The following is a 26,436-nucleotide window of genomic DNA, read 5'->3' as shown; positions in this document are numbered from 1 at the left end:
TATGCGGTATTGGTGGGCAAGTGTTGATTGTAATGTCGAAGGCGCAGAACCCGTCCACCGGGACCGACCTCTCGTACGCACCGTCCGCGAGCTACGCTCCCTGTCGCAACTGTGAGGAGGGGACGCTGGTATGGGATGAGGCGGCTGGCGAGTCACGCTGTCGGTGCTGTGGCGTCGCGGCCTGACAGGCCATTTCGGACCGTCCGCGAACAGCCGTCGACCGACCTCGGGCATCGTGGGCCGTTCCGGCGGCCCCTGCTTTCTCGTCCTGCGGGGTGGCATACAAGACACTGCGGCCACCAGGGTGGGTACGGACGAGGGGGTGCTCGACTAGTCCGGCGTCTACTCGGTACACTGGGACGAACGGACCGGAACGATCACCGTGGAGTGGGCCGGCGACGTGGGCGGCGAGGAGTATCGGGACGTGACGGAACGCGTTATAGACTGGATCGTCGACCGGGACGCGACCAAGTCGCTCGTGGACTGCCGGAAGCAGGGACTGATGAGCGAAGTCGACCGGGACTGGACGGTGGCGGACTGGCAACCGCGGGCCGTCGAGGCCGGGCTAGCGGAGAAGGCAATCGTCTACCCCGAGGATCGGCCAGCCAGAACGACCGTCGACATGTCCGCGCGCAAACAGCCTACGCCCCGGCCTCGAACGACTCTTTACCGACGACATCGAGGAAGCACGCAACTGGCTCGGGACGACGTCGTCCCGGCCCGCTGGAGTTTCGAAATCCGGAACCGAGGTCCAGTTACAAATACCCGCTGGTCGTACCCCTCGCCATGCCACTGGAGCCGTACGACGAGACGGAGGTGTACACGGTTGGGTGGGAGCCGGAACTCGACGCCGCAGTCCTCGAGTGGCACACCACACCCGAGGCGGAATCGTTCCGGGCTGGGCAGGAGGCGCTGCTCTCGCTCGTCGAAGACCGGAGGGCGACGAAAGTCCTCGCCGACTGTCGCGCGTTCGAGTCGTTCCCGGACCAGCGGGAGTGGCTTCTGGAGGACTGGGCCCCCCGACTCTTCGCGACGAGCGTCGAGTACGGGGCCTACATCTATCCGGAAGACCGGATCGCGCAGTTCGAGCTGGACAAGACTGCCCGCAGGGACACGGAAGTCCCACTGGAACAACTGTTCGCCGAAGATATGTCGGAAGCACGGGCCTGGCTCCACACGAAGTGACGGCGAAGTCTCGGCCTACAACTCGCCGAGTTTCCGGAGCAACTGCCCGCGGTACTCCTCGTCGGAGCGCACGTCTTTCAGCTCGAGGACGTTGCGTTCGAGTTTGTCCAGCGCGACGTTGAACGACTGTTCCGCGCCGTAGCCTTCGCCGGAGCCGGCGATCTGGCCCTCCGTGGTGCGCAGGCGGATCTGGCACTGGATCAGCGGCGTGCCCCGCAGTTTCTCCTTGTGTTCGTGGAAGCGGACGTGGGCGTGTCGGACCTGCATGTCGCTGTACTTGTCGACGACGCCCTCGATGTCCACGCGCACGTCCTCACGCGAGATGGTGTCCAGCAACGTGATGTTCGTGATCTGGACGTCCATGTGCTCCTCCTCGGTGTAAGTCAACGCACGGAGTACGTCGGTCTTGGTGAGGATGCCCACGACCTGACTGTCGTCGCCCTCGGGGGTGACGACCAGGCCGTTGTAGTCGTTGTCGAGCATCCGGCTGACGGCCGACCGGACCGACTCGGCGGTGTCGGTCGTGGCGACGGGACTGGACATCACGTCGTACACCGGGATGTCGAGGATGCGGTCGTTCCCGCCGGCGCGCTCGCCGCGGGTCGTCTTGTCCATGTCACGGACGACCACGTCGACGATGTCGTGGGTGGTGACCATCCCCGAGAGCAGGCCGTCCTCGTCGAGGACGGGCACCCGCGAGATCCCGTGTTCGCGCAGGAGGTTGATCGCCTGCCCGATGTGGGTGTCTTCGCTCACCGTGACGACGTTCTCGGTGTAGATGTCCCCGACGGTCAGCGCGTCGAGGTGTTCCAGCACCGCCTCGAGGATCGAGTTCGTCGTGACGATCCCCCACAGCTGGTCGGCCTCGAACACGGGGGCGATCTTCGTGCCGCCCTCCACGAGGACGCGCGCGACCTCGCGAACGTCGTCGGTTCGCTCGACTTGCGGGGCCGAGACCACCAGGGACTCGGCCTTGGCGTCGTCTTGCACGTGGGACTGGAGGAGTTGCCGCCGGCCGATCACTCCCTCGTAGGCCCCGTCGTTCGTGACGATGATTCCCCGGGGGTTCTTGCGCTCGAAGATAGAGCGGACCTTCGCCAGCCGCTCGGTAGCGTCGACTTCTATATAATCGCTGGTGGCGATATCAGCAATATCCATCGTAATCTCCCGTGTTTGCTTGACTGCCCGGGGTAATCAAACTTAGCGGTGGTTCCCGGCTCCCGGCGATTGCCGGCAGTGATTCCCAACCGGGAAACACGCCGCCGGCGCCCCGGTCGCTACCGATACGTTTAGATGCGAACTCGACAACAGTCCGGACGTAACGGTTTGACAGGCCGCGGGACATTATATCGGTATTAGGCGTTCCATGTGGTATTATATTAATTAGAGGAACACTTTAGGAGCGGGGTTCACGATTGTTCGATGGGAGGGGATCCACAATGTCATCGAACACAGACCCAGTACGACTCGAACTCTACGTGCGGACACTCTCTCCACCGGGTGCGCGCACACGACAGGAGCAGGTACTCAAACGGCTCCAGCGCCTCGAAGACGAGGGCCACATCGACGACTTCTACGTGAAAGTCTGGGGCCGCCAGATCGACCCGACGACCAACGCCGCCGAGACCGACCAGGGCGAGTTCATCCTCAACCGGATCGCCGAGTTCAAACAGTGGGCGCTGGCCAACAACACCACCCTCGAATCGTTCTACCAGACCCGCGAGCAGTCCTCGTCGATCACCGGGCAGGACCACACCACCATCGTCCTGCCGAAGATGGGGCTGGCCGAGTACCACGGCAACGAACTCGAACAGGTTACACCTTGCAGCCACGGAGACGACGTGACCAGCGTCGTGAACCACCTCGACGCCCTCGAACGCCGACTGGTCGACCAGCCGACGGCCAGCGCGGCCGCTACGGTGGCCGAAGAGTAACTGTAACCGGGTACACGTCTCTCTCACCGTCCCTCGTGTCTCTGGGCGGCCCGCCGTCCGCGCTCACCGATCCGCCGTCGTCTGGAACTCGAAGCGTGCGCCGCCGTCCCAGTCGTCGGTGAGCGTGACTTCCCAGCCGTGGGCCGTCGCGATCTGCTCGACGATGGCCAGGCCCACGCCGCTCCCGCCGGACCCGGAGTGGCCGAATTCGAACACGGAGTCGCGCTCGCTTTCCGGAATTCCCGAGCCGTCGTCCGCGACGACGAAGCCACCGGGACGGTCCGCGATCTGGACCGTCACGCTGTCCTCGCCCTCTGTGCCGTGTTCGACCGAGTTCCGGAACAGATTCTCCAGCAACTGCCGGAGCCGGCTCCGGTCACAGGACACGACGAGTTCCTCGTCGACGTCGAGTGACGCGTCGCCGGTCCGGACGCTGTCCCAGGCGTCCCTGGCGACCGCCGCCATCGTCACCTCGCTGATGTTCTCGACCGTCTCGCCCACCCGTGTCATCTCGAGTACGTCGTCGATCAGCGTCTCCATCCGGTCGTGGGCGCGTTCCACCTCCGCCAGATGCTCGCTCTCGCAGTCCTGGGTGACGAGGTCGAGTCGTTTCTGTGCGACCCCCAGTGGATTGCGGAGGTCGTGGGAGACGATGGTCGCGAACTGTTCGAGCCGCTCGTTTTGCCGGCCGAGCCGCTCGGTTGCGAGTTTCCGTTCCAGCGCCGATCCGATCCACCGGCCCATGGTGTCGACCAGCGTAATCTCCCACTCGGAGAACGACCGCGTCATCGTCTCGGCATCGTAGAAACAGAAGGTTCCGTACACGTCCCCGTCGACGACGACGGGCGTCCCCAGGTAACAGTTGATGCCCCACTCCCTGTAGCCCGCACCGTCGGTCAGATCCGGGTGATCCGCCGCCACGTCACCCGTGACGAGTCGCTCTTCGCTCAACACGACGCGCTCGCAGTGTGTCTCCTCCAGGTCGACCACGTCCCCCGACTCCAGGACATCGCCCGGGGCCTGCACGACTTCGAACACGTACTCGTCGTCCCGGACCCGCGAGAGTGTCCCGTACTCGACGCCGAGTTCCCGACACCCGATGGCCAGCAACTCCTCGACGCGGCCCTCGAACGACAGAGCCTGATCCGAGATGACCTCGTACATCTCCCGGAGCACCGTCTCGCGTTTCTCCAGCGCCCTGCGCCGCTGTCGCCGCTCGGTCACGTCCCGAAAGTACACCGACAGGCCCGAGTCAGAGGGGTAGACGTTGATCTCGAACCACGCGCCCAGCGGTTCGTACTCGGCCTCGAAGGACACGGGCGACTGTGACGCCATCGCCTCGCGGTAGCGATCCTCGAAGATCGTCCCCTCCAACGCCGGAATCGTGTCCCACATCGTCCGGCCCTGCAACTCCTCGACGGTCAGATCTGTACCCGTGGCCTCACAGACGACGCGTCGCCCCTGCTCGTTCAGATAGGTGAACCGCCACTCGTCGTCCAAACCCATGAACGCGTCCGTCATCCGGTCCAGCAGGTCCTCGACGCTCTCGGCGTCGACCGGCGGTGCGTCCTCACCTGCCATCCTAGTTTCTACTCGGAAGCCACCTGCAAAAGGGTTCGCGCTGGTTCGAGTCCCGACATTCTCGCCCGAACATTCACGTATCGAAACAGGACGAACCTGGCACGTGGCCACCGATGAGTAGGCGCTACCAGGATGCGGAAGTTCTCCGAACTCAGTACGTCGAGAGCGGGAAGTCCTCGACGGAGATCGCCGAGATGTGCGGTACGTCGCCGAGTGCGATCCGTCGCTGGCTCGCCCGGCACGACATCGACGACGACCGTCGGTATCAGGACCGGCAGTGGCTCCGCGAGCAGTACGTCGAGAAACGCCGTGACCAACAGGACATCGCCGACGAGTGCAACGTCGCCGAGACCACCATCTGCCATTGGCTCGCCCGACTCGACATTACCGATGGGGAATCGCTGGCAACGAGTGCGTGTGAAACCTGTGGCGAGGAATTTCGGTACTACCCGTCAGTCCGTGACGGACAGTTCTGCTCGAACGACTGTGCCGGGAAACCGCGACGGCGACAGGTCGAACTCACCTGTTCCGGCTGTGAAGAGACCTTCGAGCGACGGCAATCGCTGGATACCGAGTACTGTTCCATGGCGTGCTGGGGGCAGGACAACAGGGTCGAGACCAGCGGATACTATTCGACACACTGGATCAAACAGCGCGAAAAAGCTCTCGTACGCGACGATTACCGATGTACTGTCTGCGGAATTCACGACGAAGAACATCGACGCCGTTTCGGTCGCGGTGTAGAGGTCCACCACATTGTTCCGGTCCGGCTATTCAAAATCTGGGAGAAGCCACCTGAACACGCACACCTTCTCCGGAATCTCGTCACTGTCTGCCGAACTCATCACCCTGATGCACCGGGTACGACCGTTGAGCCTGATCCAGACGATCAACCTCTGGAGTCCTACTGGTAACACGTTCCGACAGAATATGTCAGAAAACTGGCAGATGGGTCCGGACGGATTTGAACCGTCGGCCTCCTCCATGTCAAGGAGGTGTCGTAACCGATCTAGACCACGAACCCGTGCTGCCTACACCACACCGTAACCCGCAGTGGTAATTGAAGGTTTCGGATTGGAGAAAGCCGTTCCGTCCGGCACTCGTGCCCGTGTCACAGCGGATACAGCGCGGATGCCCACGGCTTTAGCCGTGGGAGGAAGCGCGTACGCTCCGTGCAACGATCCACCAGTATCAGCATTCCTGACTCCCCAACGTGATAAAAGATATTAATAAAGGATAGCTACTACTGTGACGTATGGTGTGGGAGGTAACTCGAACGGTTCGCGTCCGTCTCGACGTGCCCGACGACCGAAAGAGCGACCTCCACGCTACCAACTCCAAATTCCAGTACTGTGCGAACCGCACCGCAGACTGGGCGTGGCGCCATCCCGACGAAGACTGCGTGACCAACAAGAGTGAAGCGGAAGCCGGTATCTACGACGACCTCCGCGACGAAACGGACGGCTTGCACGCGAACCTCGTCCAGAAAGCCATCAAACGCGCCACCGACGATATTGGCAATTGCGTTGACCGACTTGCCGAGGGCGAGACCACCAGCAAGCCCGAATACGACACGTTCAGCATCGTCTACGACAAGCGAGCCGCTACCTACTACCGCGACAAGGTAAGTCTCGCTACCGTCAACGGCAGAGTCGAATGCGAGTACGACCTGCCCGACGACCCCGAAGGCACACCCCACGGCGAGTACCTGCTGAACGAGACCTACTCGTTTTCGACCAGCACCGTCCACTACGACAGCGACGCCGACGAATTCTACCTGCACGCCGCGATGGAACGGGAACCCGACGCGAGCAGTCCTGAGAAAGCCGAGGATTCGAGAGTCCTTGGCGTGGACTGCAACGTTGATGGCCACATCGCCGTGACCTCGACTGGGACGTTCATCGGCAACGCCGACTCCCTCAACCACGAGCGCCGCGAGTTCGAGAAACGGCGTGCCAGCCTGCAACAGACCGGGACGCGAAGCGCCCACCTGACCTATCAGCGCATCGGTGACAGGTTCGGTCGCTGGAGCCGTGACTACCTGCATCGTTGTTCGAAAGAACTCGTTGCAGAGGCCGAACACCACGGCTGTACGCACATCGCGTTCGAGGACCTGGCACAGATTCGAGAGTGCATCAGCGACGGCAAGAAATTCCAGCAGTGGGCATTCCGTGCGTTACAGGAACAAGTTGCGTACAAAGCCGACGAACACGGCATCGTGGTCGAGACAGTCGAACCGTCCTACACGAGCCAGCAATGCTCGAAATGTGGCTGTACGCTCGAAGAAAACCGCCACGGGCAACGCTTCGCCTGCCTCGACTGTTCGTACTCGGTGAACGCCGACTACAACGCGGCGAAGAATATCGCCCGGAAGCTCGCGCTTCAACTCCAGCGGGGGCAGAAGTCCCCTGCTGGAGGGGCGTTCTGTCAGTACGCCCTGAAGTCGGGGGTGATGACCGTGAACGCGACTGACGTAGCGTCCGACACTCCCGTGTCGGCAGAACGGGAGTCCACCGACAAGCCCACCGCTTCAGCGGTGGGTAGCTGACACGCACCTGTCGTGCCGTCCGGACCACCGTGGACCCGATACGCTTAAGTCGATGAACGGATTTGTACATCACAACGCGAATACGCCCATTGGTGTCCACAATGCAGGATTACATCGAACGAGTTACGGAGGGCGAGGATCTGACGGTCGCGGCGGCACGCGAGGCCGCGACGGCGATCTTCGAGGAGGCGACGGAGGCACAGATCGGCGCGCTGCTGGCGGCGTTGCGCGCCAAAGGCGAGACGGAAGACGAGATCGCGGGCTTCGCCCAGGGGATGCGTGAGGCCGCGCGGACGATCTCGCCGGACCGGTCGCCGCTGGTCGACACCTGCGGGACCGGCGGGGACGACTACAACACTATCAACGTCTCGACGACCAGCGCCATCGTCGCCAGCGGGGCGGGCGTACCCATCGCCAAGCACGGCAACTACTCGGTGTCGTCCTCGTCGGGCAGCGCCGACGTGCTGGAGGTTGCGGGCGTGAACGTCGAGGCCGAACCGCCGGCGGTCGAGGCGGCCATCGAGCGCGATGGGATCGGATTCATGCTCGCGCCCGTCTTCCACCCGGCGATGAAGGCGGTCATCGGTCCGCGCAAGGAACTCGGGATGCGGACGATCTTCAACGTTCTCGGCCCGCTGACGAACCCGGCCGGCGCGGACGCGCAGGTGCTGGGCGTCTACGATCCCGAGCTGGTGCCGCTGATCGCCAACTCCCTGACGCACATGCCCGTCGACCACGCGATGGTCGTCCACGGGGCCGGACTGGACGAGATCGCGATTCACGACGAGACGGTCGTCGCGGAGGTGCAGGGCGATTCCGTCGAGGAGTACACGATCACACCCGCCGACCTCGGCCTCGACCGGGCGGACATCGAGGCGGTCGCCGGCGGGTCCCCCGAGGAGAACGCCGCGGACCTCCGTGGTATCGTCGAGGGTGAGGTGACGGGACCCAAACGGGACATCATCCTCGCGAACGCGGGGGCGGCGATCTACGTCGCGGGCGAGGCCGACTCTCACCGGGACGGCGTCGAACGCGCCCGGCAGGCCATCGCCGAGGGCGGGGCCACCGAGAAACTCGCGGATCTCCGTGCGGTCGAGCAATGACGCGGGCGAAGATCTGTGGCATCACGCGCGAGACGGACCTCGACGCCGTTGTCGCCGCTGGCGCGGACGCGGTCGGGCTCACCGCCGCCGTCACCGTCGACACGCCACGCGAGACTTCCATCACTCGGGCCACCGACCTCGCGGCCGCCGTCCCACCGTTCGTGACGAGCGTGCTGGTGACGATGCCCGACAGCGTCGACCGGGCCGTCGAACTGGTCGACCGGGTCGAACCGGACGCCGTGCAGTTGCACGGGAACCTGAGGCCGGACGCCATCGCCGCGGTGCGTGAGCGTGCGCCGGTGAAGGTGATCGCTGCCGTGGACGCGACCGACTCCGCCGTGGACGCGTACGCCGACGCGGCCGACGCCCTCCTGGTCGACTCCGTGGACGAGCAAGGCGGTGGCGGGACTGGCGAGACACACGACTGGGAGCGCACGGCGGACCTGGTCGCGGACCTGCAGACGCCGGTGATCCTCGCCGGCGGGCTCACCCCGGACAACGTCGCCGAGGCGGTCGAGACCGTTCGGCCCTTCGCCGTCGACGTGGCCAGCGGCGTGGAGGCCGAGGGCGGCGTCAAGGACCACGACGCGGTCCGACAGTTCGTCGAGCGGGCCGAGAGCGCGGTGGTCAGTGCATGATCGACACCAGCCGCGAGGAATTCGTCGAACTGGCAGACACCGACGGGCCAGCGGTCGTCCGTGTCGCCGCGGACCTGCCCGCCGACGTAGAGCCCCTGGCCGCTTACGCCGCGCTGACCGGGCGGACGACCGACGCCGAGCCAGCGCCGTACGCCTTCCTGCTGGAGAGTGCCGAGAAGGTCGCCTCCAGCGACCCGGACGGGGCGTTCGCGCCGACAAAGGAGGAACGCCACGCTCGCTACTCGTTCGTCGGGTACGATCCCGAGGCGGTCGTAACCGTCGACTCGTCGGGCGCAGGCGTCGAGACGTTCGACGACCGCTACGCGGGACTCGTTGCGACCGATGCGAGCGCCGACCCCGACCCGGTGGACCACCTCCGGCACGCGCTCCCGGACGCGACCCTGCGCGGGTTCAACGGCGCGGACCGCCAGCACCTCGACGGCGGACTCGTGGGCTTTCTCGCATACGACGCCGTCTACGACATGTGGCTCGACGAGGTGGGGCTGGACCACCCCGACGGACGGTTGCCCGACGCGCAGTTCGTCCTGAACACGAAGACGCTGGTCTTCGACGACAGGGACGACACCGTCTCGCTGGTGTTTACGCCGCTCGTGACCCCCGACGAGGACGCCGGCGAGCGCTACGACGAACTGGAAGCCGAGGCAGAGCGGGTCGCGGCTCTGCTCGACGCCGACGTGGCCGTCGAGACTGGCGGATTCGCGCTCGACGCCGAGCGGGCCGACCCGCGCGCCGACTACGAGCAAGCCGTCGAGCGCGCCAAGGAGCACGTCCTCGACGGGGACATCTATCAGGGCGTGATCTCCCGGAAACGGGAACTCGACGGCGACGTGGACCCGCTGGCGTTCTACGACTCGCTGCGGGAAGTGAACCCCTCGCCGTACATGTACCTGCTGGGCTACGACGGGCTGACCGTCGTCGGCGCGAGCCCGGAGACGCTGATCTCCGTCCGGGACGACCGGATCGTCTCCAACCCCATCGCGGGGACCTGTGACCGCGGGACCTCGCCGGTCGAGGACCGCCGGCTGGCCGGCGAGATGCTCGCGGACGGGAAAGAACGGGCCGAACACACGATGCTGGTCGACCTGGCGCGCAACGACGTGCGCCGGGTGGCACAGGCCGGCAGCGTCCGCGTCGAGGAGTTCATGAACGTCCTGAAGTACAGCCACGTGCAGCACATCGAATCGACCGTGACGGGGACGCTCGCCGACGACGCCGACCAGTTCGACGCGACGCGGGCCGCCTTCCCCGCGGGGACGCTCTCGGGCGCGCCGAAGATCCGCGCCATGGAGATCATCGACGATCTCGAACCCGAGCCACGGGGCCTCTACGGCGGCGGCGTCGGCTACTACTCCTGGACCGGCGACACCGACTTCGCCATCGTGATCCGGACGGCGACCGTGGAGAGCGGCACCGGGCCCTACACCGCCGACCGCGACGACGACCTCGACCGTATCACCGTCCAGGCCGGTGCGGGCATCGTCGCCGACTCGGACCCCGCGAGCGAGTACTACGAGACGGAGAAGAAGATGGACGGCGTGTTGACTGCGCTGGATGCCATCGCCGATGAGCCTGTAGAGGCCGACGCACACCCTGGCCCTGCCGGTGAAAAAGAGGGGGCCGAGGAGGTGTCCCGATGAGCGCTGCCGAGGACGCCACTGCGGCCGACGCGGATCGCCCGAAGGTCCTCTTCGTCGACAACTTCGACTCGTTCACCTACAACCTCGTCGAGTACGTCAGCGAACACGCCGAGACCGAGGTGTTGCGCAACACCGCGTCGCTCGACGACGTGCGCGCGGTCGACCCCGACGCCATCGTGATCAGTCCCGGGCCCGGCCACCCCGCGAACGAACGGGACGTGGGCGTGACAAACGACGTGTTACGCGAGGTGAGCCCCGACGTGCCGACGCTGGGCGTCTGTCTCGGCCTCGAAGCTGCGGCCCACGTCTACGGCGGGACGGTCGGGCGCGCGCCGGAACCGATCCACGGGAAGGCGTTCGCCATCGACCACGACGGCGAGGGCGTGTTCGCCGGCCTGGACCAGGGCTTCCAGGGCGGCCGCTACCACTCGCTGGTCGCGACCGCGGTGCCGGGCTGCTTCGACGTGACAGCGACCTGCGAGAACGACGGCGAGGACCTCGTGATGGGGATTCGCCACCGCGAGTATCCCATCGAGTGCGTGCAGTTCCATCCGGAGTCGGTCCTGACCGCCGCGGGCCACGACGTGGTCCGGAACTTCCTCGACTGGGCGGCCGATCAGTAGGGCGCGGCGATCAGCACGTCACCGAGGCTGATCGCACCTACCACCCACAGCGCCGCCACGACCACGAGGGCGATCACCACCAGTTTCCAGGCGAGGCGCAACAGGAGCCGACCGACCACGATCACGGCGGCCAGTGCGAGCAGGCCGAGCAACAGCGCGGGCGGGGACCCCAGCGGACCTAGTTGGACGGGTAGCATAGCCGACAGTACCATCGCCCCGGAATAAAACGTACTGGCCAGCCCCCGCTTTTCGTGTCGAGGTTACGGCGCGCGCCGCGCGCGCCTGCCGTTCCGCACTGGCCCACGCATCCCACCGACATCTGTGGATTCCGAGGCGTTTTTTCGGCTCCCGAGGCGGGCAAAGAAACTACCCCGATCGGGGGCGCACTCACACCCGAACCCCCTCCAATTTCCACTGGAAACTCCGCTCCCGTCTCTGGGTTCCGGAGGTGCCGATTTCACTTTCACTCCGGTCTGCCCAGGCTTAAGAAGTGTCCGTCCCTCGCTATCGACCGTAGCAATCACGCCCGCGAAGCGGTGCTTGCGGGTACGGAATGACTAGCAAGTTACATCTGTATCGACGCGGAAAACGCCCCAACGACAAGGGTTATTTGCCACCCGAGACAAACAAGTTCCGCTACAAATGACAGGTCAGAGGCTCAGGACCAAGTCGCGAATCGTACGCCAGACAGCGCCGGAGAGGGGGGAGCGTCCGTGAGTCGGCACGACCTCTCGACCGACGAGGTGACGCTGCCGATCAAGCGCACCGAGGGCGACACCCTCGAAGAGCGGTTGACCGGTAACGCCTACCACAACATTCTCCCCGCGCGGTATCTGCGGAAAGACGCCGACGGCGAATTGATCGAACAGCAGGAAGACCTCTTCGAGCGCGTCGGCAAGAACATCGCGCTCGCCGAGGCCGTCTTCGAGGCCGGGAAGCGGGATCTGGAGATCACCGTCACGCCCGACCAGCTCAAACCCGACCACCCGCGACGGGACGAACTCGCCGCGGAAGTCTTCGGTGCGGGCGTCACGGCCGACGCCGACGCCGAGACGGCTCTCTCTATCTACAACGTCAACAAGTTCGCTTACGACACGCTGGTTCCCGAACTCCCCGATCCGGTCCGGGAACACGTCGAGGACACCGCCGAGGAGTTCCAGAACCTGATGGAGCGACTCGCCTTCATGCCGAATTCGCCGACACTCATGAACGCGGGCGACGAGCTCCAGCAGCTCTCGGCCTGTTTCGTCGACTCGCCCGAGGACGACATCGACGATATCCACGAAACAGCGAAAGAAGCCGCCCAGGTCTTCCAGTCCGGCGGCGGCATGGGCTACGCCTTCTGGCGGCTCCGTCCCTACGGGGACGCCGTGGGCTCGACCGGCGGCATCGCCTCCGGCCCCATCACGTTCATGCGCACGTACGACCAGATGTGCGAGACAATCGCCCAGGGCGGTGCCCGGCGGGGCGCCCAGATGGGCGTCATGCGCGTCTCCCATCCGGACGTGATCCAGTTCATCCACGCCAAGAACAAGGACGTGAGTCTGGCCGAGACGCTGCGCCTGAACGACCCCGACGACTTCACGCACAACTCCTTCGCCGACGCACTCGACGAGGCCCGCGAACTCATCGACGACGACGGCAAGGTGCCCGAACACCTCCGCAACGCCGTCGAGGGCCACCTCTCGAACTTCAACATCTCCGTCGGGATCACCGACGACTTCATGGACGCCGTCGAGGCGGGCGAGGACTTTACCTTCACCAACCCCCGCACCGACGAACCCCACGTCGCCACGCCCGAGACCAAGGAACTGTACGACATGTTCGGGCTGGGCGAGCACGTCGAAGTCGGCGAAATCCTCTCAGTTCCCGCGGAGAAGGTCTGGGAACACATCGTCGAGGGCGCCCACGAGAACGGCGAACCCGGCGTGATCTACCTCGAGCGAGTGAACAAGGAACACTCCTTCGACGTGGAGGAGCACCCCGACCACCAGATTCTCGCCACCAACCCCTGTGGCGAACAGCCCCTCGAGGAGTACGAGGCCTGCAACCTGGGCCACATCAACCTCTCGACGCTGGCCGCCGAGGACGCGCCGGACTGGCGCATCTGGTCCGACGAGCATCTCGACGAGTACGACAGTCTCGAAGACGCCGTCGACGCGTTCCTCTCCGAGGCACTCGACACCGACGAGTTCGACCACCGCATCGAGATGGGGACCCGCTTCCTGGAGAACGTGGTCACCATGTCCGACTTCCCGGTCGAGAAGATCGAACAGAAGGTCCGGGAGATGCGCAAGATCGGGCTCGGCGTGATGGGGCTGGCCCAGCTGTACGTCCAGCTCGGCATGAAGTACGGCGACGAGGCCTCCAACGAGGTCGCGCGCCAGATCATGCGTCACATCAACCACGGCTCGAAGTGGGCTTCCCACGAACTCGCCGAGGAACGTGACGCCTTCGACGAGTGGGACAAGTCCAAGTACGCCGACCCCACCGAGTACCGGGAGTGGTTCGAGAAACAGACCGGGCTCGACGCCGACGAGTGGGACGACGGCTTCGCTATCCGCAACCACAACACGACGACCATCGCGCCGACCGGGACGACCAGCATGGTCGGCAACACCACCGGCGGCTGTGAACCCATCTACAACGTCGCCTACTACAAGAACGTCTCCGACGACGTGCAGGGCGACGAGATGCTGGTGGAGTTCGACGACTACTTCCTCCGCGTGCTGGAGGAGAACGGCATCGACGTGGACGCCGTCAAGGAGGAGGCCGAAGAGCAGATGGCCACGAACGAGTTCGACGGCATCGACGGCCTCGACACCGTGCCGGACGCCATCGGCGAACTGTTCGTCACCACGCAGGACCTGACGGCCAAACAGCACGCCGCGATCCAGACGGCCTGCCAGGAGGGCGTCGACTCGGCCATCTCGAAGACGGTCAACGCGCCCAACGACTCCACCGTCGCGGACGCCAAGGAAGTGTTCGAGTACATCTACGAACATGGCGGCAAGGGCGTCACCTACTACCGCGACGGCACCCGCTCGAAGCAGGTGCTGACGACGCGGGCGGACAACACCGAGTTCGCCGAGATGGACGAAGAGGAGGCCGCAGAAGTTCTCTCGGGGAAGATACAGGACATCTTCGGCAGCATCGACGCGTTCCTCGACCACGAGGACGTGCAGGCCGAACTGGACGTGTCCGCCGAGGACCTGTTCGACCTGGACGCCAGCAAGTACGCCGACAAGCGCTCCCGGCCCGACGCGCTCCGGGGCGTCTCCCAGCGCATCGACACCGGCTACGGGAAGGTGTACGTGACCATCAACGAGGATCCCGAGACGGGCGAACCGTTCGAGCTGTTCGCCAACATCGGCCACTCCGGTGGCTTCACCAACTCCTTCACCGAGGCGCTGGCGAAGGTCATCTCGACGGCCCTCCGGAGCGGCGTCGACCCGATGGAGATCGTCGACGAACTCCAGGGCACTCGGAGCCCGAAGGTCGCCTGGGACAAGGGTGAGCAGATCCAGTCCATTCCGGACGCCATCGGGACGGCCCTGCGTCGCTACCTCGACGACGAGATCGACAAGGGCTACCCCGAGCAGAAGACCCTCGAGGAGACGGCCGCCGAGACCGAGACCGCCGAGGATCCCAACGCCGAGGCCGTCGCCGACACCGGCGCGGGCGCGCCCGAGCCTGACGGTGGGGCCAAGGCACAGACGAAATCCGGCGAGGACGCGACACAGGAACTCATCTCCAGCGGCGAGAGTCCGGAGTGTCCCGACTGTGGCGCGATGACGCTGTACTACTCGGAGGGCTGCAAGACCTGCGAGTCCTGTGGCTGGTCCGAGTGCTGAGCTGACGGGCTGGACCTCCCTTCGCACCTGGAGCGTGTGACACTACGGGGAGCGATCGACCGAACGCGGACGCGCCGATTTTCGTTCTCTCGTCGTCGGCAGCAGTATCGTTATGTACGTCCGACCTGAAGGCGAAACGAAATGTATCAGCGCCTCGCGCCAGGGAGACGCACAGTCGACATCGAACTTCGACCGGGGGGCACGGTGTAGCCATGCCGGACAAACACGGGCCCTACCGGAACGTGCGGTTCTTGCTCGAGATCGACGGGATCGCCAAGGCCGGCTTCGCCGAGTGTCGCCAGCCCACGAGCAGCACAGATGTGATCGAGTACCGTGAGGGGACCGACCCACCGACGGTCCGACAGCTGGCGGGGCTGAACCGCTACGGCCGGGTCGTCCTCCGGAGCGGCGTCACGGACGACTCCATCGTCCTGTACGAGTGGCGCAAGCTGGTCGAGCAGGGCAAGGTCGACGAGGCGCGCCGGACGGTCGCCATCGTCGTCCTCGACCGCGAGGGCGAAGCGGGTCCGCGATGGGAACTTAGGGACGTGTGGCCGGCGACCTACCAGGCTCCGCGACTCGACGCCACCGGCGAGGACGTGGCCATCGAATCGCTCGAACTCGTCTGTGAGGGGTTCGAGCGCACGGCATGACGGACACCGAACCGGCGCGTGACCGGCGGGGACGAACCGATGGCCGCTGACGAGTCGGCGGACCCGTACCCGCGTCACCGGTTCGCGGTCGACATCGGCACCGGCGAGCGACTGGGCTTTGCGGCCGTCCGCGGGCTCTCCGTCCGCGTCGAGGTGGCACCCGACGAGGCCGAGAGCGGTGCGGGCGACACCGGGGACAGCCCCTGGTGGGACTTCGGCGACTGGTTCGACCAGTATCGCGAGTCACTCCCGACGACCGAGCGCCGGCGCACCCAGTCACCCAACCTGGAACTCCGGCGTGGGGTCGGCGACGACACGACGCTGTGGGACTGGCTCCAGGACTGGGTCGCGGGGACGGTGAAACCGCGACCGGTCCACGTCTTCCTGCTCGACGGGGCCGGTCGGCCCGTCCGGGGCTGGCGGTGTCTCGCGGCGACGCCCGTCGAGTGGACCGGGCCGGAACTGGTCGCGGAGCGGTCCGGCGTCGCGATGGAGGAACTCGAACTCGCCCACGAGGGACTCGAAGCCGTGTCGGATCTGTCGGCGTGGACCGAGGCGGGCGAGGACTCGGCGTGACTGGACCCCCGCGCTACTGCCAGGTGACGTAGGTCAGGACGGCCAGGGCGATGGTCTCTAGTCCGCGCAGGGCGACGACGAACTGCTGGGCCGTGGGATCGCTGGCGTACAGCATGCCCATCGAGAAGAAGAAGTAGATGGCGCCGAGGTTCTCGACGAGCATCACGGCCGAGAAGGCCAGCAGGCCGAGGACGAGTGGCGATTTGAACTGCCGGTAGTTGCGTAGCCAGACGAAGCCAAGCGACGCCAGCAACAGCACGTTCAGTCCGGCGAGTCCGCTCGCGGCCGTGATCCAGGTACTCATTGCCATTATTTGTCACTCCACGTGATCGATGATCTCCTCGAAGGCGTCGCGGTGGTGTTCGAAGCGGTCCGTGAGGAAGTACAGCTGGCCGTAATCGTCCCCGCCCGGTTCGACCACGTCGTGGTCTTCGAGCATGTCGAGGTGGTGCCGGACGGTGTTGTAGTCCACGTCCAGGTGTTCGGCGAGCTGGTTGGCGTTGCGCGGACGCTCGTCGAGCGTCCGGATGATCCGGGCGCGGTTCTCACCCCCGCGTGTGCCGGCCAGCAGGTACCACAGGGCCTTCTCCATCGACAGTTGGTCGGGGTTCTCACGGTTCCCGTTTATGCGTGCTGGTCTCGGTCACTGCACTGTCTTCGACACCCACCCGGTCGCACCGCTGGGATAAGAGTCGCTCTCCTCGCTGGGTTGGAGCCGTCCCTCGCCGTCGGTGGCGCGGACGACGACTTCGTGCGACCCGCCCGGCGGATCGTAGCGGTACCGCCACTGTCGCCAGGTGTCGATGCCTTCCAGTGGCTCGGTGAGTTCGGCCGCGTTCCAGGTCGAGCCACCGTCGGTGGACACCTCCACCTGCTGGATGCCCCGGACGCCCGCGTAAGCGTGGCCGCCGACCTCCTTGCGCCCGTCGTCGAGGTCGTTGACGGCGTGGAGCTTCGCGACGGTCTCGACGGGGCCGGTCCCGTGCCACCCCTTCTTCTCCCAGTAGCCCTCGGCGTCCTGATCGAGGACTTCGATCTCGCTGATCCACTTGACCTGGATCTCGCCCCAGTGGCCCGGGATGAGCGCCCTGACGGGGTAGCCGTGACCGCGCGGGAGCGCGTTGCCGTTCATCCCGTAGGCGAGCAGGCTGTCTTCGAGCGCGTCCATCGGGAACACCTGGTAGTAGCCGTCGGCGGCCCGGAGCCGCACGCAGTCACAGTCGCCGTTCGGGCCGGCCCGTGCGACCAGATCCTGCAACGGGACGCCGGTCCAGAGCGCGGTGTCCATCTTCTTCCCGTTGAGGTCCTCGCCGACACAGCGCAGCGTCTCGAAACGGTCGACCGACTCCATCGCCTTGAGGTCCGAATACCCGAGGGTCACCTCCTCGTCGACCTCGCCGGTGATCGTCAGGTTCCACTCGGACTCGTCGACGGTCGGGTCGACGTTGGCGATGTCGACGGTGTAGAAGTTCTCGCTGACCAGCGGTTCCGCACCGTCCATCGAGAAGGACTTCTCGGCCGCGCCCTGGAGCAGTTGCTGCTGTTTCGAGTTCTCCGCGAGTGGTTCGCCGCCCAGATCCGGCGTGCGACGCTGGCCGACGGCGTACCCGGCGAGGCTGAAGCCGGCCAGTGCGACCCCACTCGAGAGGACCTGTCGGCGGCGCGAGTCGACGGCTTCGGGCACCGGGAGCGACGGCGCGGTGACGAACAGGAGGACGACCGCGCCCGGCGGGAGCGCCGCGCCGAGCGCGAGCAACGGCTGGCCGGTGGTGAGCGCCACGAACGCCCAGGTGCCGGCCGTCGTCGCGACGACCGGGAGCGCCCGGTTGTTGAGTCGCTGGCCGAGGGAGCGCGAGCCGACGACCAGGGCGGCGATGCCGCCGACGAACAGCGCGACGGCACTCAGAAAGAGCAGCGTCTGACCGAGACTCCCGAGGTTCTCGATGATCGAGTTGGTGACCACCGCGGGGCTCGTCTCCCGGATCCAGTTCGTGACCGGCGTGACGACGAACGACGGAGTGAACCCGGCGGCGGCGTAGGAGCCGACGACGGCGGTGAACCCGGCGACTAGGCCGACCACCAGCGTCGGCAGTGCGTTCGACACCTGCACACGGAACCGTGACATACCTGTTCGGAGGCGGTGCCCACTGAAACCGATTGTCCGAACTCCGTTCGGGATGGTTCTAGAATTGGGCCGGGATCGACCCGAAGAGTCAAGCCTGCGCTGCCCTCACTCGGCAAGCATGGACGAGGAGAGCGGCGGCGTCGACACCGAGGGTCGGGACTCCGATTCGGGGGGCCGCCCCTGTCCGATGTGTGAGCGGCCGATGTACAGCCGCCACTGCAAGTACGTCTGTCCGGAACACGGCGTCGTCTACGACTGTGCGGACACCTTCTACTGAGCGTCGGCGGTGCCCGGTCGCTGTCCCTCGGTGAGGTACCGATAGGCCGGGCCGGCGAGCAACAGGGCCGCCAGCGCCACGAGGCCGACGATCACGTCGAGGCCGACGCTCGCGCCGGACACGGTGAGGTCGTGCATCGACCGCCCCGCGAGGATTGCGGCGACGATCCACGGAATCTCCCCGACGGTCGAGCCGAGGACGTAGTACCGGACGGGCACCCGTGTCAGCCCGGCCGCGTAGGAGACGGCGTCCGAGGGAATCGGCAGGAGTCGCGCCACCAGAACGCTCCGGAACGCACCCGTCGCGGCGACGAACCGGCCGGCGTGACTCTCGAAGCAAGACGCCAGCCGCCCGCTCATGTCAGTGTAGCGGGCCAGCAGGAAGACCGGCATGTTGGTCACGGCCGCGCCGACCATCGCGATGGGGATGCCCGCGAGGCCGTACACGTAGCCGACGAGGACCGAACAGACGGCGACGGGCAGGAGCGCGAGCGGGCGAAACAGATACAGGCCCGCGAGCGCGACGGCGAACAGCACCGGCTGGCCGGCGAGACTCTCGGCCCACCGGAGGACCGCGGTCGGCGACCGACCGGCGACCGCGACGGCCGCCACGGCGACGAGTATCGACCCGACGAGGAACCGCTGGCGCGTCACGCCTCGCATCTACACAAGAGGCGATGCCCGCGCCGTATACCTCTTGTGGTGGGCTCACAACGCTTAATCCGGTCGCCGTCACAGTGTCGGGCGTGCAGGACGTGGACCCGGTCGAACTCGGTTTGGAGTTGCTCGCCAGCCTCGAACACGACGCCCTGTCCGTCGCCGCGGCGCTCGACCGGATCGAGACGATCACGACCGATCCCAACGTCCAGCGCGAGATTCTCGACACCGCTGTCGCCCGCGGTGTCGTCGAGCGCGAGGACGGCACCGTCCGCCCGACGAGTCACGACTACGTGAGCTTCGAGACAGACGTGATCACGAAAGAGGGCGAGTTCACCTGTCGACGCTGTAGTGCCGAAATCTCGACGGGCTATTTCATCACGTTCGACGCGGGCGAACACGGCCCGTTCGGATCCTCGTGTATCCGGAAAGTCACTGGCCGCGAGACCTAGCGTCCCTCGCGCAACTCCTCGATCAACTGCTTGATCGTCCGCTGTTGCCGTTCGAGCAACTCGTTGTGGCGCTCGACCGCCGTCGTCAACTCCGCGAGCTGTGACTCGACGGCGTCGAGGTCGCGTTGACTCGCCGCTCCGGACTGCCGACTCCGGGTCGTCGTCTCGGTGGCGCTCGACCGACTGCCGCCGGCGTCGGCGCTTCGCTCCTGTCGGCCGGTCGATTCGGACGCGGCGTCGCTGTCGTCGCCGCTCCGGGACTGGGACTCTGCCTGTGTGGCAGCCTCGGACGAGCCACTCGCCGTGGGGCCGTCGATGCTCGCACTCCGCTCCTCGTCGTCGGAGACCAGCGGGTCGATGCCGCCGCCGATGTCGATGTCGCTGCCGCCGGCGTCGCCGTCGTCCGCTTTCTCGCTCTCCTCGACGCCGATGGTGGCGTTCAGTTCCTCCAGACTGCCCACGTCGTAGAAGTCGAAGACGGCGTCCTCGACGACCTGCTGAACCTTCCGTGACTGCTCGTTGGGGGTCTTGATTCGTTTGGGCCGACCGTCGATCTCGAGAACGACCTCCGTGGCGACGTTGCCCTGCTCGAAGGAGAGGTCGGTGAGGTCGCTGAACGGGTACTCCTCGTAATCTTCGGTCCAGACCGCCGAACCGATGTGGCGGACGACTCGCTTGTCCGTGACGATCAACACGAGTTCGCTGAACCGGAAGGCACCGGCGACGGACTCGTCGGGGTCGGTCACGCCGTCGGCACGGAGGATACCGGTCAACAGCAGTTCCAGCACCGCGCCGTCCCTGTTGCTCGGGACGCCGAATTTGCGCGTGTTCTCGACGTACTCGAGGACGAACTTCGTCTTGCGGCGGCCTTCGTCCACGTCCAGCCACTCCACGTCGTGGGGGAACTCCTGGACTTTCTCGTCGCTTAACAGCCCTTCGGCCCGGTACAGGAGCGTCCGGGTCGGCGTGAGACAGACGACGTCTTCGTCACCGAGGTTGACGCCCAACTCGACGTCCTCGTCCCCGAGCGCGTCCCGGACGAGGTCAGGAATCTCCATGATCGTTGTGTACTTGCCGGGTGGCTTAAATCCGCGGGTGGTGTGGCCCGTCGGTCCCCGCACTGTGTTCGCTCGGTGTCTTCGCCGCCGTCGCCGTCACCCCCGCGGCCGACGCCCCGTCACCACTCACGCTGCAGGAGAACGACACCGGGGCCACGCCCGCACCGGAGCCGACACCGGACCCCACCCCCACGGAACCCGACGACCCGGGAACGCCCGAGCCGACTCCACCGACGGCGGAACCGGCCGATAGCACGCCCACGGAGTCGACGCCGGAGCGACCCACGACGGCCACGCAACAGTCGACGACCGATCGGACGCGAGTCGGGATGGCGGTGGGCCCACCAGTGGCGGTCGGCGCCGAAAACGCCACGGCCACAACGACGGCAGCCACGCCCGAAGGGACCGTCGTCGGGCTCTGGGTCACGGACGCCGAGTGTGCGAGCCTCGGGCTGGTCGTCGGACTCGTCGCGGTGACGCTTCTCGTGTGTGGGATTCGCATGCAGTGGCGGGGATAGCCGCCGGATATGGGAAGGTTAAAGACGACCACTCGTTTAGCACCGGGTGCACACTGAGCCCGGGTGGCTTAGCTGGACATAGCGCCGCACTCATAGGGTTTTCGAGACTCTGCGCGGCGTCGCTCCCGGTCCCGTGAGGCCCGTCAACCTCGAACCTGGGACATGCGGAGATCGAGGGTTCGGAGCCCTCCCCGGGCATTTCCTTCCGTCGCGAACCTCGTGTGAGCGACTGCTCCGAAATGCCCGGCGGTGGGCGAGAACCCGGTAGGTTGCACGCGAACGTCAGTGAGCGTGCAAGCGGCGAGACGCGCCTTGCGCGTCTCGACGTAGTTCGCGAGCCCTCCCCGGCAGCCTCTCGAACGCGGTGAGAAAGCCGAGCAGACGGCTGTTCGCGCTCGCGTCGCTGCGTGGGAGCGGGCGCTACCGCTGGACGTCGCTGACGGAGTCGGTCGCGATCCATGCGTCGGTGTTACCCGTCTCGGTGAACACCGTCCGGTCCGACGCCCCCGCGATCGCCGTCACGGTCGGCCGTCCCCGCTCGGTCGTAGCACTGCGTTCCCCCTCGTCCCCATCAGTCCTGTCAACGCTGCTCATACAGTCGAGTGGCGGGACTGGTGAGTAGCTGTTGTGCGAACATATTGCGGTCGTTTAAGTCACCGTCGTCGTCCTGAAGGCTGAAGCCGGTGGCACCGCTGGGTCGGATATGGACAAGGAGACGCTCCGCGAACGCGTCTGGGACGACCTCGACGAGAGCGGCGAGGCGCGGTTCCCCTTCCCGCCACACGGGCGGATTCCCAACTTCGCGGGGGCCGCGGAGGCCGCCGAGCGACTGGCCGAGACCGACGAGTGGGCCGACGCCGACGTGCTCAAGGCCAACCCGGACGCGCCACAGCTTCCGGTTCGGCGCGCGGCCCTGCGACAGGAGAAGACGGTCTACATGGCCGTGCCGCGGCTCCGCGACGAGAAGTGTTTTCTGCGGCTCGATCCCGCGGAGATCGAAGACATCGACCACGCGACGACAGTCGGTGGGTCGGCCGAAGTCGGCGTCCAGGTCGGTCCCGACGAGCTGCGGTCGGTCGATCTGATCGTCTCGGGGAGCGTCGCCGTCACGGCCGACGGCGCACGGGTCGGCAAGGGTGAGGGGTACAGTGACCTGGAGTTCGCGGTTCTGCGGGAACTGGGGCTGGTCGACGGGGCGACGCCGGTCGCGACGACGGTCCACGAGCGACAACTGGTCGACGCGGACGTGCCGACGGAGGACCACGACGTGCCGTTAGATCCGGTCGTGACGCCCGAGCGGACGGTCCGGACCGGTGGTGGCGAGAACCCGGCGGGCATCGACTGGGCCTTGCTCTCCGACGAGCGTCGGGCCGAGATTCCGGTTCTTTCGCGGGTCTCGCCCGAGTGACCCCATCCCAGCGGCGAGGGGGGACACGGCCCGGGGTCGGCGGGGGGATTTTTATGCGTCTGCGGTTCCGAAAGTGATTGAATGGAAGTCACCGAATCGATAGCCAGGGCAGCCCTCGATACGCTGTCGAGCCAGGTCGCTGTGCTGGACGAGGAGGGACACATTCTGTTCACTAACAGTTCCTGGGGGACTGCGGGTGACGGGACCGCCGGGGCCGAAGCGGACGCGGAGAGGTTCAACTACTTCGATTCGGTCGATCCGACCGAGGACGACTACGCCATCGAGGCGGTGCGAGGGATCAGACGCGTCCTCGACGGCGAGTGTGAGGAGTTCACCCTCGAATACCCCTGCCACACGCCCGAGCAGCAGAGCTGGTTCCTGATGCGCGCGACGCCGTTCACCATCGGCGACGGCAACTTCGCGACCGTCGCACACATCGACATCACGGACCGGCGGCTCGCCGAACTGGAGGCCCAGGAGAACGCCCGCCAGGCCGAGCAGGAGCGCCGGAAGCTCGAACACCTCGTCGACCGAATCAATGGCCTCGTCCAGGACATCACCCGGTTGCTCGTCGAGTCGGTCTCCAGAGACGAGATCGAACACGGCGTCTGTGAGCGACTGGCCGACACCGACCCCTACCTGTTCGCCTGGATCGGGAGCGCCGACATCTCGGAGGAACGACTCCGCGTGCGGGCGTCCGCCGGGCCGGCCGACGTGGATCTCGCCGACGAGGCGGTCGCGCTGGACGCCGACGCACCGACGCCGAGCGCACGGGCGTTCGCGACCGGGAGCGGCCACATCGTCTCGACGGTCGACGGCGGCTCTGCCGTCGGGCGACGCTACGGTGATGCCGGGATCGAGGCAGTCATATCCGTCCCCATCGGGAACCGTGAGAGCGAGTACGGTGTCCTCACCGTCTGTGCGGGCCACCCCGACGCCTTCGACGAGCGCGAACAGGTCGTGCTGGAGGCGCTCGGCCGCGCCATCGCCAACGCCATCGACGCCCTGGAGAGCAAGCGAACGCTCACGGCCGACCGGATCGTCGAGATGGAGTTCACCGTCGACGATCCGACGCTCCTGCTCAACGCCGCCTCGACCGAACTTGACTGCCAGTTCTCCTACTCCGGGTCTGTCTACGGGTCGAACGGCGCGCTCCGGGAGTTCTACACCGTCGAGGGGTGTGATCCCGAGGCCGTCCGCGCGTTCGCGACTGATCAGGACGCCGTCACCGACGTGACGGTTCTGGCCGACCACGACGACGGCTGTCTCCTGCAGTTGACGCTCGAGGGCTCGCTCGTCGAACGCCTCGTCGACAGGGGTGCGGTCACCAAGGAGGTCACCAGCGAGGGCGGCGTGACGGCCTTTACCGTCGAACTCTCCCAGGAGGCCGACGCCAGATCGCTCTTCGAGTTGATCGCGGACCGGTACGAGGGCACCGAACTCGCCAGCTACCACGAACACGAGCGCCCGGTTCAGACCCGACAGGAGTTCCGTGCCGGCCTCGAAGAGCGACTCACCGACCGACAGCTCACCGCCCTCCGGACGGCGTACTACAGCGGCTTCTTCGACTGGCCCCGCGCCGTCGACGGCGACGAACTCGCCGAGATGATGGACATCTCCCGCTCGACCTTCCACCAGCACCTCCGGGTGGCCGAGCGGAAACTGCTCGACTCGTTCTTCGAGCGTGACCGACAGTAGCGCCGGACGTGTAACCTGGCTGACCGACTGATTATCAATGCTGACAGTCGGGTAGGCATCGTTTTGTTGCAAGTTGCCTTTCTCCCGTCACAATGTCCCGTGAGGCTGGTCTCGACGCCGGGATCGACGACGACATAGAAGACGATATCGAACAGGATGTAGACCGTAACGCGGGGTACGACCACGATGCGGCCAGCGAGATTCAGACGTCGATCGCCGAACTCGAGGACTCCTCGGTCGATATCGCCGAACGAACCCGGGAGATCTCGGATCTGGCTCGCGAGCAACACCAGGGGGTGTCCGAGGTGGCCAGCGAGGTATCGACGCTGTCGGCCTCCGTCGAGGAGATCGCCTCGTCGGCGGAGGAGGTCGCCGCCGCCAGCAAGGAGGCCCGAGACCTCGCCGACGAGAGCCAGGACTCGGCGGCGGAGGTCGTCGACGCGATGGAGGAAATTCAGGCGGCGGCCGACAGCGTCGCCGAGGACGTGCGGACGATCCAGGACAGCGTCCAGGAGATCGACGAGATCGTCGAGATTATCAACGACATCGCCGACCAGACCAACATTCTGGCGCTGAACGCGTCCATCGAGGCCGCCCGCGCCGGGCAGGCCGGCGAGGGCTTCGCGGTCGTGGCCGACGAGATCAAAGACCTTGCCGGCGAGTCACAGACCCAGGCCGGCGAGATCGAGGCCATGATCGACGAGATTCAGGAGAACACCGAGCAGGCCGTCGGCAGTCTCGAACAGAACAACGAGCGCATCGAGCGCGGGATCGAGTCCGTCGACGACGCGATGGACACCCTCGAAGAGATCAGCGAGACCGTCCGGGAAGTCAACAACGGGATCGAGGAGGTCGCGACGGCGACCGACGAGCAGGCCGCCTCGACCGAGGAAGTCGCCAGCATGATCGACGAATCGACCGAGAACGCTGCCGAGATCGTCGACGCCGTCGAAGAGGTCACGGGCGATCTCGACGATCAGACCGACGAGGTGGTCGACATCAACCGGGCCGTCGACGAGCTGATCGCGGACGTGCAACGGCAAAGCGCGACCGGGAACTGAGCGGGGACGGGAACCCTCAATACTGTGGGCCGATAGTTCCCGCTATGCCCGGGTCAGCCGATCCGACGGCGATCAACGCGATTGCGGTCGACGCCGAGGACGTAGTCACCGCCCTGGAGGCGGGTCGGCGGAGCGGACAGGACCCCGTCTTGCGCGTGACACCGCCGTTCAGTGGGCGGATGCGCGCTCGAATTCACCGCGACGGTGCCACCGACTACGAGGACGAACCCGCGCCGATCCACGTCGAGCCCGACGCCTTCGTCACCGAGTCCGCACCCGCCTACCCCACACCGGCCGAGACCGAGGACGCCCTCCGAACCGATCCGACCGTCGAGTACACGCGCGAGCGCCACCGCGAGCGCCACGCCGAGGCCGTCGCCAACTGGCGTGAGGCCGTCACCGATCACTTCGCCGACACCGTCACGCTCGACACCCCATCCGAACCCCACGAGGTCTCCGTCAGCGTGCTGGGCTGACGCCACCGTTTTGGCCGCCCGCTCCGAACCACCGATATGACCGACGCCACGCCCCACTCGTCGATTCTGAGCCACGGCGAACGAGAGATCGCAGCCATGCTCGACGACGACGACTCCGTCGACGAGATCGCCGCGGCACGTGACGAGTCCGTCGAATCCGTCGAGAAAGCCATCGACCGAATCCGGGAGAAGACCGACCGCGCGCTCGCGACACTCCTGGCCTCCCCGTTCACCGACGACGCGGCCGCCGACCTCGACTCGACGACCCGTGACCGACTGCTCGCCGACCTCGATACGACGGAGTAGCGATCATGCGTGTGTTAACCGATGTCTTACACCCCCGGCCTGTCCCAC

The 26,436-nt window shown here is 66.0% G+C and carries 29 protein-coding genes and 2 tRNA genes; 21 read left to right on the top strand and 10 right to left on the bottom strand.

Features of this window, described 5'->3' with window-relative positions; all coding sequences use genetic code 11:
* Window positions 1-32: 32 nt before the first annotated feature.
* The gene (locus tag MU521_RS09580; protein ID WP_175452851.1) at window positions 33-185 is read left to right on the top strand and encodes a hypothetical protein; all 153 of its coding nucleotides are present in this window, start codon (window positions 33-35) and stop codon (window positions 183-185) included.
* Between the two features lie 601 nt (window positions 186-786).
* Window positions 787-1,185, top strand: a complete 399-nt coding sequence (locus MU521_RS09575) for a hypothetical protein (RefSeq protein ID WP_092691775.1) — start codon at window positions 787-789, stop codon at window positions 1,183-1,185.
* A gap of 15 nt (window positions 1,186-1,200) precedes the next feature.
* Here the strand turns inward: MU521_RS09575 and MU521_RS09570 are convergent, their stop codons facing one another.
* Window positions 1,201-2,343 carry a CBS domain-containing protein gene (locus MU521_RS09570; RefSeq protein ID WP_092691772.1) on the bottom strand — a complete coding sequence of 381 codons (1,143 nt, stop codon included), beginning with the start codon at window positions 2,341-2,343 and terminating at the stop codon, window positions 1,201-1,203.
* 281 nt (window positions 2,344-2,624) lie between these two features.
* Here MU521_RS09570 and MU521_RS09565 point away from each other — a divergent pair, with 281 nt between their 5' ends.
* Entirely contained in the window at window positions 2,625-3,119 is a 495-nt protein-coding gene (locus MU521_RS09565) for an HTH domain-containing protein (RefSeq protein ID WP_092691769.1), read from the top strand.
* Between the two features lie 63 nt (window positions 3,120-3,182).
* On the opposite strand, the gene MU521_RS09560 is transcribed toward MU521_RS09565, so the two are convergent.
* Complete coding sequence (locus tag MU521_RS09560) at window positions 3,183-4,700, bottom strand: sensor histidine kinase (protein WP_092691763.1); 1,518 nt, start codon at window positions 4,698-4,700, stop codon at window positions 3,183-3,185.
* 113 nt (window positions 4,701-4,813) lie between these two features.
* Here MU521_RS09560 and MU521_RS09555 point away from each other — a divergent pair, with 113 nt between their 5' ends.
* Window positions 4,814-5,614, top strand: coding sequence for an HNH endonuclease (locus tag MU521_RS09555; protein ID WP_092691760.1), 801 nt, complete (start codon window positions 4,814-4,816; stop codon window positions 5,612-5,614).
* 35 nt (window positions 5,615-5,649) lie between these two features.
* Here the strand turns inward: MU521_RS09555 and MU521_RS09550 are convergent.
* Window positions 5,650-5,724: transfer RNA gene (locus MU521_RS09550), tRNA-Val, on the bottom strand.
* A gap of 231 nt (window positions 5,725-5,955) precedes the next feature.
* Between MU521_RS09550 and MU521_RS09545 the strand changes: the two genes are divergently transcribed.
* The 5 genes from MU521_RS09545 to trpG all read left to right on the top strand — a co-directional run bounded on the left by MU521_RS09545 (window position 5,956) and on the right by trpG (window position 11,270).
* A complete protein-coding gene (locus tag MU521_RS09545) occupies window positions 5,956-7,248 on the top strand; it encodes an RNA-guided endonuclease InsQ/TnpB family protein (RefSeq protein WP_175452850.1) in 1,293 nt (430 codons plus the stop codon).
* Between the two features lie 101 nt (window positions 7,249-7,349).
* Entirely contained in the window at window positions 7,350-8,351 is a 1,002-nt protein-coding gene (gene trpD, locus MU521_RS09540) for an anthranilate phosphoribosyltransferase (protein ID WP_092691757.1), read from the top strand.
* A complete protein-coding gene (locus MU521_RS09535) occupies window positions 8,348-8,989 on the top strand; it encodes a phosphoribosylanthranilate isomerase (protein ID WP_092691751.1) in 642 nt (213 codons plus the stop codon). Before trpD ends, MU521_RS09535 begins: the two co-directional genes overlap by 4 nt.
* Window positions 8,986-10,647: an anthranilate synthase component I gene (gene trpE, locus MU521_RS09530; protein ID WP_092691744.1), complete on the top strand. Its 1,662-nt coding sequence runs from the start codon at window positions 8,986-8,988 to the stop codon at window positions 10,645-10,647. The genes MU521_RS09535 and trpE overlap by 4 nt, the downstream gene beginning before the upstream one ends.
* Window positions 10,644-11,270, top strand: coding sequence for an anthranilate synthase component II (trpG, locus tag MU521_RS09525; RefSeq protein ID WP_092691741.1), 627 nt, complete (start codon window positions 10,644-10,646; stop codon window positions 11,268-11,270). Before trpE ends, trpG begins: the two co-directional genes overlap by 4 nt.
* Here the strand turns inward: trpG and MU521_RS09520 are convergent.
* A complete protein-coding gene (locus MU521_RS09520) occupies window positions 11,264-11,467 on the bottom strand; it encodes a DUF8029 family protein (protein ID WP_092691738.1) in 204 nt (67 codons plus the stop codon). The genes trpG and MU521_RS09520 overlap by 7 nt on opposite strands.
* Window positions 11,468-11,983: 516 nt before the next feature.
* Between MU521_RS09520 and MU521_RS09515 the strand changes: the two genes are divergently transcribed.
* The 3 genes from MU521_RS09515 to MU521_RS09505 all read left to right on the top strand — a co-directional run bounded on the left by MU521_RS09515 (window position 11,984) and on the right by MU521_RS09505 (window position 16,353).
* Window positions 11,984-15,124 carry an adenosylcobalamin-dependent ribonucleoside-diphosphate reductase gene (locus MU521_RS09515; RefSeq protein ID WP_092691736.1) on the top strand — a complete coding sequence of 1,047 codons (3,141 nt, stop codon included), beginning with the start codon at window positions 11,984-11,986 and terminating at the stop codon, window positions 15,122-15,124.
* A gap of 212 nt (window positions 15,125-15,336) precedes the next feature.
* On the top strand, window positions 15,337-15,777 hold the full coding sequence (locus tag MU521_RS09510; RefSeq protein ID WP_092691733.1) for a phage tail protein: 441 nt from the start codon (window positions 15,337-15,339) through the stop codon (window positions 15,775-15,777).
* Between the two features lie 39 nt (window positions 15,778-15,816).
* Complete coding sequence (locus MU521_RS09505) at window positions 15,817-16,353, top strand: phage tail protein (RefSeq protein ID WP_092692029.1); 537 nt, start codon at window positions 15,817-15,819, stop codon at window positions 16,351-16,353.
* Between the two features lie 13 nt (window positions 16,354-16,366).
* Here MU521_RS09505 and MU521_RS09500 read toward each other — a convergent pair whose 3' ends face one another.
* The 3 genes from MU521_RS09500 to MU521_RS09490 are packed head-to-tail and all read right to left on the bottom strand — an operon-like array spanning window position 16,367 to window position 18,478.
* A complete protein-coding gene (locus MU521_RS09500) occupies window positions 16,367-16,657 on the bottom strand; it encodes a DUF8036 family membrane protein (RefSeq protein ID WP_175452849.1) in 291 nt (96 codons plus the stop codon).
* 12 nt (window positions 16,658-16,669) lie between these two features.
* Complete coding sequence (locus MU521_RS09495; protein WP_092691726.1) at window positions 16,670-16,945, bottom strand: winged helix-turn-helix domain-containing protein; 276 nt, start codon at window positions 16,943-16,945, stop codon at window positions 16,670-16,672.
* 51 nt (window positions 16,946-16,996) lie between these two features.
* Window positions 16,997-18,478, bottom strand: a complete 1,482-nt coding sequence (locus tag MU521_RS09490) for a molybdopterin-dependent oxidoreductase (RefSeq protein WP_092691724.1) — start codon at window positions 18,476-18,478, stop codon at window positions 16,997-16,999.
* Window positions 18,479-18,596: 118 nt separating this feature from the next.
* Here MU521_RS09490 and MU521_RS21810 point away from each other — a divergent pair, with 118 nt between their 5' ends.
* The gene (locus MU521_RS21810; RefSeq protein ID WP_175452848.1) at window positions 18,597-18,755 is read left to right on the top strand and encodes an HVO_2523 family zinc finger protein; all 159 of its coding nucleotides are present in this window, start codon (window positions 18,597-18,599) and stop codon (window positions 18,753-18,755) included.
* Here the strand turns inward: MU521_RS21810 and MU521_RS09480 are convergent.
* Window positions 18,749-19,417, bottom strand: coding sequence for a TVP38/TMEM64 family protein (locus tag MU521_RS09480; RefSeq protein WP_092691722.1), 669 nt, complete (start codon window positions 19,415-19,417; stop codon window positions 18,749-18,751). The two genes, MU521_RS21810 and MU521_RS09480, sit on opposite strands and share 7 nt — an antisense overlap.
* Before the next feature lie 83 nt (window positions 19,418-19,500).
* On the opposite strand from MU521_RS09480, the gene MU521_RS09475 reads away from it, so the two are divergent.
* Entirely contained in the window at window positions 19,501-19,863 is a 363-nt protein-coding gene (locus tag MU521_RS09475; protein WP_217630142.1) for a DUF5830 family protein, read from the top strand.
* On the opposite strand, the gene MU521_RS09470 is transcribed toward MU521_RS09475, so the two are convergent.
* Entirely contained in the window at window positions 19,860-20,921 is a 1,062-nt protein-coding gene (locus tag MU521_RS09470; RefSeq protein ID WP_092691716.1) for a DUF7115 domain-containing protein, read from the bottom strand. The genes MU521_RS09475 and MU521_RS09470 overlap by 4 nt on opposite strands.
* Window positions 20,922-21,268: 347 nt before the next feature.
* Between MU521_RS09470 and MU521_RS09465 the strand changes: the two genes are divergently transcribed.
* Window positions 21,269-21,439: a hypothetical protein gene (locus MU521_RS09465; RefSeq protein WP_175452847.1), complete on the top strand. Its 171-nt coding sequence runs from the start codon at window positions 21,269-21,271 to the stop codon at window positions 21,437-21,439.
* 57 nt (window positions 21,440-21,496) lie between these two features.
* Window positions 21,497-21,637: transfer RNA gene (locus MU521_RS09460), tRNA-Met, on the top strand.
* Window positions 21,638-21,859: 222 nt separating this feature from the next.
* On the opposite strand, the gene MU521_RS09455 is transcribed toward MU521_RS09460, so the two are convergent.
* Window positions 21,860-22,033 (bottom strand): hypothetical protein, encoded by a 174-nt coding sequence (locus tag MU521_RS09455; RefSeq protein WP_175452840.1) that lies wholly within the window; start codon window positions 22,031-22,033, stop codon window positions 21,860-21,862.
* A gap of 109 nt (window positions 22,034-22,142) precedes the next feature.
* On the opposite strand from MU521_RS09455, the gene MU521_RS09450 reads away from it, so the two are divergent.
* The 5 genes from MU521_RS09450 (at window position 22,143) to MU521_RS09430 (ending at window position 26,388) form a co-directional block, all read left to right on the top strand.
* On the top strand, window positions 22,143-22,847 hold the full coding sequence (locus tag MU521_RS09450; RefSeq protein ID WP_092691710.1) for a 5-formyltetrahydrofolate cyclo-ligase: 705 nt from the start codon (window positions 22,143-22,145) through the stop codon (window positions 22,845-22,847).
* Between the two features lie 81 nt (window positions 22,848-22,928).
* Window positions 22,929-24,545: a bacterio-opsin activator domain-containing protein gene (locus MU521_RS09445; protein ID WP_092691705.1), complete on the top strand. Its 1,617-nt coding sequence runs from the start codon at window positions 22,929-22,931 to the stop codon at window positions 24,543-24,545.
* Between the two features lie 92 nt (window positions 24,546-24,637).
* The gene (locus MU521_RS09440) at window positions 24,638-25,606 is read left to right on the top strand and encodes a methyl-accepting chemotaxis protein (RefSeq protein ID WP_092691702.1); all 969 of its coding nucleotides are present in this window, start codon (window positions 24,638-24,640) and stop codon (window positions 25,604-25,606) included.
* 44 nt (window positions 25,607-25,650) lie between these two features.
* Window positions 25,651-26,082 carry a DUF8009 family protein gene (locus tag MU521_RS09435; RefSeq protein WP_092691700.1) on the top strand — a complete coding sequence of 144 codons (432 nt, stop codon included), beginning with the start codon at window positions 25,651-25,653 and terminating at the stop codon, window positions 26,080-26,082.
* Window positions 26,083-26,118: 36 nt separating this feature from the next.
* Entirely contained in the window at window positions 26,119-26,388 is a 270-nt protein-coding gene (locus tag MU521_RS09430; RefSeq protein ID WP_092691697.1) for a helix-turn-helix domain-containing protein, read from the top strand.
* The last annotated feature ends 48 nt before the right edge of the window (window positions 26,389-26,436 follow it).

Origin of the sequence: Halorientalis regularis (assembly GCF_023698535.1) — an archaeon.
GTDB classification, from domain to species: domain Archaea; phylum Halobacteriota; class Halobacteria; order Halobacteriales; family Haloarculaceae; genus Halorientalis; species Halorientalis regularis.
The sequence above is the reverse complement of the archived record's forward strand: the minus strand, read 5'-3'. Positions and strand labels throughout refer to the sequence as shown.